The organism is uncultured Faecalicoccus sp. (assembly GCF_944327125.1).
Taxonomy (GTDB): Bacteria; Bacillota_I; Bacilli_A; order Erysipelotrichales; family Erysipelotrichaceae; genus Faecalicoccus.
The window spans coordinates 1-6731 of the sequence record NZ_CALVGO010000067.1 but is presented as its reverse complement, the minus strand read 5'-3'; the positions used below and the strand labels follow the sequence as shown (position 1 = coordinate 6731).

6 protein-coding genes are annotated in these 6731 nt (G+C 45.9%); 4 read left to right on the top strand and 2 right to left on the bottom strand.

Annotated elements, in window-relative coordinates:
- The coding region (locus tag Q0K03_RS06890; protein ID WP_297238974.1) for a lactate utilization protein at window positions 1-357 on the bottom strand (357 nt) is incomplete at its 3' end.
- Window positions 358-480: 123 nt separating this feature from the next.
- Between Q0K03_RS06890 and Q0K03_RS06885 the strand changes: the two genes are divergently transcribed.
- The 3 genes from Q0K03_RS06885 to Q0K03_RS06875 are packed head-to-tail and all read left to right on the top strand — an operon-like array spanning window position 481 to window position 3937.
- Entirely contained in the window at window positions 481-768 is a 288-nt protein-coding gene (locus Q0K03_RS06885; RefSeq protein ID WP_297238973.1) for a metal-sensing transcriptional repressor, read from the top strand.
- 8 nt (window positions 769-776) lie between these two features.
- A complete protein-coding gene (locus Q0K03_RS06880) occupies window positions 777-3305 on the top strand; it encodes a heavy metal translocating P-type ATPase (protein WP_297238972.1) in 2529 nt (842 codons plus the stop codon).
- A 44-nt stretch (window positions 3306-3349) separates the two neighbouring features.
- Complete coding sequence (locus Q0K03_RS06875) at window positions 3350-3937, top strand: methyltransferase (RefSeq protein ID WP_297238971.1); 588 nt, start codon at window positions 3350-3352, stop codon at window positions 3935-3937.
- A 17-nt stretch (window positions 3938-3954) separates the two neighbouring features.
- Here the strand turns inward: Q0K03_RS06875 and Q0K03_RS06870 are convergent, their stop codons facing one another.
- The gene (locus Q0K03_RS06870) at window positions 3955-6468 is read right to left on the bottom strand and encodes a translation factor GTPase family protein (protein WP_297238970.1); all 2514 of its coding nucleotides are present in this window, start codon (window positions 6466-6468) and stop codon (window positions 3955-3957) included.
- Window positions 6469-6602: 134 nt separating this feature from the next.
- Between Q0K03_RS06870 and Q0K03_RS06865 the strand changes: the two genes are divergently transcribed.
- On the top strand, window positions 6603-6731 hold a 129-nt coding region (locus tag Q0K03_RS06865; RefSeq protein WP_297238975.1), incomplete at its 3' end, for a helix-turn-helix transcriptional regulator.

Sequence of the window (6731 nt, the reverse complement as noted above, 5' to 3'; positions counted from 1 at the left end):
ATAACAGATTCGGTTGGCGCGGCCATCGACGTTGATCAGTTCGCCATCCAGAGTGATCGCATTGGTGCTCATTAAAAAGAAATCCGCATTAAAGATCCTGGCGGCTTGTTCTTTGGGGGCTTTCTGCATACGGTCGATCGCCTCATAGTTTCCATCTTTCAAAGCCTGGATCAAGCCGATCTGATCCAGCGTGACCGATCCGCCCCATCCAATGGAACTGTTCTCAGGAATGATCTCCAGAGCTTTTTTCAAAGCGTCTTCCTTTAAGGCGCAATAATAGCCGTTCATATTTCTCTTTTTGAGATTCTTGATGATCGTCGCGGCGGTATTCTGAAAAGAAAGTTGTTTAGGGTTCATAGAATTCCTCCTTCTCTGGTTTTATTATATAGCGAAATGGAGAAGATGAGAATGAAGAATTGCCATGGGCATCCAAGTTGAATTATACCTCTATAGGGTATACAATGAGTGCGAGGTGGTAGGATGAGTGAAAGATATAAACATATTCCCAGGGACAGTGAAGAACTGAAGAATTTAAAAAACCGTCTTCATCGAATGATGGGACAGCTCAACGGCATTGAAAAGATGTTGGACGAAGGCCGGTACTGTATGGATATCCTAATTCAGATTTCGGCTTTGGAAAGCGCTCTTCAGTCTTTGGGATATCGAATCCTTCACGATCATTTGGAAACTTGTGTTCGGGAAAAAGTTCAGAACAACGATAAAGAAGTCATGGATGAGGTCATGACTCTGATCAAAAAGTTAAAGTAGGTGAGATTTTGGAAAAACAGTTTCAAGTGACAGGAATGACTTGTGCAGCCTGTCAGGCCAATGTTACTAAAGCGGTATCCAAACTGGACGGTGTGGACCATGTGGATGTTTCTTTGTTGTCGAATTCGATGAAAGTGGAATTTGATGATTCTAAAGTAGACAGCCAAATGATCTGTCAGGCCGTCAGACAGATTGGATATGGAGCGGATGAAAAAGGCATCCAACAGGAAAAGTCTTCTTTTCAGAAAGAGTGGAATGAAAGGCAGGCCAAAGCACAGGAAGAACAAAAAAAATCTTTTATCCGGCTGATGTCTTCTATCGGTCTGTTGGTGCCTTTGATGTTGATTGCGATGGGCCCGATGATGGGACTTCCGATCTTATCGGGTCAGCCGAATGCGATGATGTCGGCATTGAGCCAGGTCTTGTTGGCGACGATCGTTTTATTCATACAGCGTCATTTTTTCATCCATGGTTTTCAATCGCTGTTCCATAAAGCTCCCAATATGGATTCTTTGGTGGCCATCGGTTCTGCGGCCAGTTATCTTTACGGGCTGTATGCCGTATATCAGATGGCTTATGGTTTTGGATATGGACATATGGAAATGGTCCATCACTCGATGCATGCGATGTATTTTGAATCGGCAGCGATGATCGTAACCCTGGTCAGTGTGGGAAAATACCTGGAATCGCGTTCGAAAAAGAAGACCGGAGATGCACTGGATAAACTGGTGGATCTTACACCGAAAATGGCCCATGTGATTCGTAATGGAAAGGAGATCTCGATCCCGGCGGAAGATCTTGTGAAGGGCGATCAAATCGTGATACGTCCTGGGGACAGGATCCCGGCCGATGGGACAGTGATTTCCGGGACCGGTGTAGTGGATCAAAGTGCGATCACCGGGGAAAGTATCCCTGTGGACAAAGAAGCCGGGGACACGGTTCTTTCAGCCACCTTGAATCAAAATGGGTCGTTTGTCTTTGAAGCATCCAAGGTCGGCGAAGAATCGACGCTGGCGCAAATCATTCAGCTGGTGGATGAAGCCGGAAATTCCAAAGCACCGATTGCCCGCATTGCGGATAAGGTTGCCGGAATCTTTGTGCCGGTGGTGATCCTGATCGCCCTTCTTACCGGTGTGATCTGGATCCTTTTAGGACAGGATATAGAATTCAGCTTGTCCAATGCGGTAGCGGTTCTGGTGATTTCGTGTCCTTGTGCTCTTGGACTGGCAACACCGGTCGCCATCATGGTTTCAACCGGAAAAGCGGCTGAATATGGCATTCTGATCAAGAGCGCGGCCTCGCTGGAAAATCTGGCCCATATGGATACGATCGTTTTGGATAAGACCGGAACGATCACCAGCGGCAAACCAAGTGTACAGCAGGTATTGTCTTTTACAGAAGAAAAAGAATTATTATCCTGGGCAGCGGGCTTAGAAGCCGGCAGCGGCCATCCTCTGGGACAGGCGGTTGTGAACTATGCCAAAGATCGAAAAATCGCATTTACGGCGATGGATTCGTTTGTCTCCGTGACCGGAAAAGGCATTAAGGCGACATCCCAGGGCCATACGTATCTTGCGGGCAACCGGCGATATTGTCAGGAAGAAGGAGTTATCCTTTCGCAAGCCGTTCTGGATGCGATGGATCAGGTTTCTCAGGCAGGATGGACCCCTTTGTTGTTTGTCAAAGATCAAAAGGTCCAGGGATTGATCAGCGTGGCGGATACAGTCAAGGAAACCAGCCGGGCCGCGATTCGGGAGTTCAAGAAAAAGAATCTTCAGGTGGTGATGTTGACAGGAGACAATGAAAATACGGCCAGGGCGATTGCGCAAGATCTGGGGATCGATAAAGTCATCAGCGATGTCTTGCCCGCGGATAAAGAAAGCGTGATTCGTGATTTCCAGAATCAGGGACGTAAAGTGATCATGGTGGGCGATGGCATCAACGATGCCCCGAGTTTGATGCGCGCGGATATTGGGATCGCGATTGGAAACGGAACCGATATCGCAGCCGACAGTGCCGATGTCATCCTGATGAAGAGTTCCCTACTGGATGTCAATACGGCCATTGAGTTAAGTCATAAAACAATTCGCAATATTCATATGAATCTTTTCTGGGCATTTTTCTATAATGCCTTAGGAATTCCTTTGGCAGCCGGCTTGTTCTATCCGTTCTTTGGATGGCGCTTATCTCCTATGATCGGCAGCGCAGCCATGTCGCTGAGTTCGGTTTGCGTATGTGCCAATGCATTGCGGTTACGATGGTTCAAGCCAAGTGTTCAGCTGGAGGAAAAAATAGAAAAAGTCATTCAACAAAAGGAGGAAGAAACAATGACAAAAACGATGAAAGTGGATGGAATGATGTGCCAGCACTGTGTGGCCCATGTCAAGAAAGCTTTGGAAGGAGTGAATGGGGTCACAAAAGCGGATGTGGATCTGGAATCGAAGAAGGCTGTGATCCATATGGATCAGGCAGTGGATGATCAGGTCTTGAAAACGGCCGTAGAAGAAGCCGGATATACACCGATCTCTATGGAATAGCCAGGAAACTGGCTTTTTCTTTTGAGATTTGTATAATAAAAAGTATGAGTCAGTATTTTGAAAATGATCCCCATTTAAAAGATTGTCCAAGTTCCATCCATTTTCTTCTGGAAGGAAAAGAATATACCCTGCAGTCCAACAGCGGTGTATTTAGTAAAGACCGCCTGGATACAGGGACTCGTTTCTTGTTGGAAACGATCTTGCGGCAGGAAGAGTCTGCGTCCAGTGTTCTGGATCTGGGATGCGGGATCGGACCGGTCGGGATCGTCTTGAAGACGATGTGGGATTGTCAAATGACAATGATCGACATCAATGAAAAGGCGGTGGATCTCGCTAAGAAAAACTGTGAGTTCTATGGGATCGATGCCGAAGTCTTATGTCAGGACGGGATCCGGGAAGGACAGTTTTCCTGCATTCTTTTGAACCCGCCGATCCGGACAGGGAAAAAGGTGATCTATCGCTTGTTTGATGAATGCCTTGAACATTTGGAGCCTGCAGGACATCTGTGGATCGTGATGCGTAAACAACATGGAGCCGCCAGTGCTATCAAGTATCTGGAATCAAAAGGAGCAAAAGTACAGAAAGTGGATCAGGATAAAGGATACTGGGTGTTTTTCGCTCAGAAAAAATAGAAACCATGAGAAATTTCTCATGGCTTTTTTAGATGGTCCAAAGCTTTTTTGTTTACGGAAAGCACTTGTTTTTCCAGTTCGCCACTTGTCATGCGCCGAGCCCCATTGGCCAGGATCGAGGTTTGGATCAATCCATCGTTGGTGGCCACGGAAATACGATATTTCTTTTTGAGCTCATGGACCTTTCTTTCAATATACTGATCGGCGCTTTGGCCGGTCTTTGTGTAGATCACATCCAATCCGCCCTGCCGGAAGGAAGAACCGGCATTGTTGAAAACACGGTAGCCGTCAAACACCAGCAAGACCTTGATTTGACGGTAACCCTGATAATTTGCGATGTGGTCGATCAGGACATCTCTGGCCGTTTCGATATGCGCTTTGGCCAGGGGAATCAGATCCTTCCATGAGTAGATCATATTGTAGCCGTCTATGATCAGGCACTCTTCTTTGACGGGGATCGCTTCTTTTTTATCGATATTCAAATCGATTTTCTTTTTCGGTTTCTTTTCTTTTTTTTCTGCTTTTTTGTTGCGGCCGCCTAACGAATCAAAGACTTTTTTAAGCTCTTCTTCCTTTACGGTATGTTTGACCAAAGGGGCCGTGCTTTCTTTTTCGGTCTTTAGCTGAATGTGCATATGCTGGCTGACTTCATCGTAAGGAACATAGTAACCGGAGCCTTGCGAAAAGAAGATCGAACCGGTAGGGTTTTTCAGATCTTTTTCACTGTCGTATCCGATCTGAGCGATGATTTCTTCCGGATCATCACAGGGATGATATCCATCCATTTGACAGGTGAAACGCCCGGTTCCTTTGGTATAGGCAATCACTTCATTCTGGTAATTCATCATGGTCCGAACCGGAGCGCTTCCTGTAATTTTCATCAAACCTTCCGGGGTTTCTTTGATTTCGACTTTAGCTTTTTTGTTTTCCAGATCATAAAGGGCTTTGCCAAGAAAATCAGGACGAATCAATAAAGTGAATTTGTAGTAGGGTTCCAATAAGATCGATTCGGTACTTTTTAATCCCTGGCGGACGGCCCGGAAACAGGCTTGTCGGAAGTCTTGCCCTTCGGTGTGTTTCAGGTGACTTTTTCCGGCAATCAGCGTGATCTTCATATCGGTGATCTCTGAGCCGGTCAACACGCCGCGATGATGTTTTTGTTGGAGAGAATGAATGATCAGTCGCTGCCAGTTCAAGGCCAGATCGTCGTGCTTTAGATCGATCTGGTACTGCAGGCCCGACCCGCGGGGCAAAGGTTCCAATCGAAGCATTACTTCGGCATAATGGCGCAATGGTTCAAAGTGTCCCATTCCAATCACCGGTTCTTTGATCGTTTCTTTAAAAGTGACGTGATCAAGTCCAAATCCAACCGAAATACCGCTGATTTCCTGGATGCGCTTCTGGAGAACTTCCATTTGGATATCCCCCATAAGATGCAAAGAAATGTGGCGGTTTTGTTCGTTGTATTCGACTTCAAGGGTTGGATCTTCGCTGGCCAGCTGCTCACACACCGGCAGGATCTCTAAAGGATCACAGCGGTCGGGCAAGATCATTCGGTAATTCAAATAGGCGTTCAAAGTGCCAGGCAGACTGTCGTTTTCAAATCCCAGGCCTTGTCCAATATAGGCGTGATGGATCCCTTTTAAACTGACGACCTGACCGGCATAGGCAATGGGCAAGAGTTTGTAGCTTTGTCCATTGTATAACCGAATCTGATCGATTTTTTCTTCATCAAAGAGGATCTGTTTTGGTTTCAGAATCCCTCCGGTGATCTTGATATGGGTCAAAAGATTTCCCTGGTCGTCTTTGGTGATCTTAAAGACGCGGGCTCCCCATTCTTCGGGATATTCCTTTTCAATGGGATAGGTAACGATAAGATCCATCAATTCTTTTACACCGTTGTTTTTTAAGGCGCTTCCAAAAAGGACCGGGGAAAACTGCCGCCTGGCCCAGGCAAGTTTTAAGGTGTCTAAAGAGAGCTTCTGATCTTGGAGATATTCTTCCAATAAGCTTTCGTCGCACAAGGAGACTTGTTCAAAGAAATCTTTGGCCTGGACATCGAATGCGTTGGCAAAACAATGTCTTTGCACATCTTTGAGCAGCTCTTCTTTGGTGTGGTGACTGATGTCCATCTTATTGATAAAGAAAATGGTAGGCACATGATAATGTTTCAGGCATTCCCATATGGTTTGGGTATGAGGCTGCACACCGTCCTGGCCGTTGATCAAAAGAATGGCTCCGTCAAGAACCTGCAGCGTCCTTTCCATTTCCGAGGAAAAATCGATATGCCCGGGTGTGTCCAGAATCGTTATCTGGGTTTCTTTGTATTCAAAATGTGCTTGTTTGGAAAAAATCGTGATTCCACGTTGTCTTTCCTGGCTGTCATAATCCAGAAAAGCGTCCTGATGATCGACGCGTCCTAATTTTCGAATGTTTCCGGCATTGTAGAGGAAGCTTTCGACAAGCGTTGTTTTTCCGGCATCTACATGGGCAAGAATGCCCAGAGTGATGTTTCTTTTTCTATCTGGCATGCGCTCTCCTTTACAGTGGTTTAATCATATCATAAAAATGGGATTTTATATTGATTCCTGATTGAAAAAAGGTATAATAATCTTGTTTCTTTAAATAAACTAAAAGTTTAGTGTTAGAAAACTGGAGGGATGTTATGAAGATTGGATCCAAGATCAAGGACTTAAGAATCAAAAACGGGCTGACCCTGGAAGAGCTGGCAAGCCGCAGTGAACTGACCAAGGGATTTTTATCACAGTTGGAACGAGATTTGACCTCTCCCAGC

Excerpts from the sequence above, each read along its gene's own strand:
- Q0K03_RS06885 (WP_297238973.1), top strand. The coding sequence starts at position 481 with ATGAGTGAAAGATATAAACATATTCCCAGGGACAGTGAAGAACTGAAG.
- Q0K03_RS06875 (WP_297238971.1), top strand. The coding sequence starts at position 3,350 with ATGAGTCAGTATTTTGAAAATGATCCCCATTTAAAAGATTGTCCAAGT.
- Q0K03_RS06870 (WP_297238970.1), bottom strand. The coding sequence starts at position 6,468 with ATGCCAGATAGAAAAAGAAACATCACTCTGGGCATTCTTGCCCATGTA.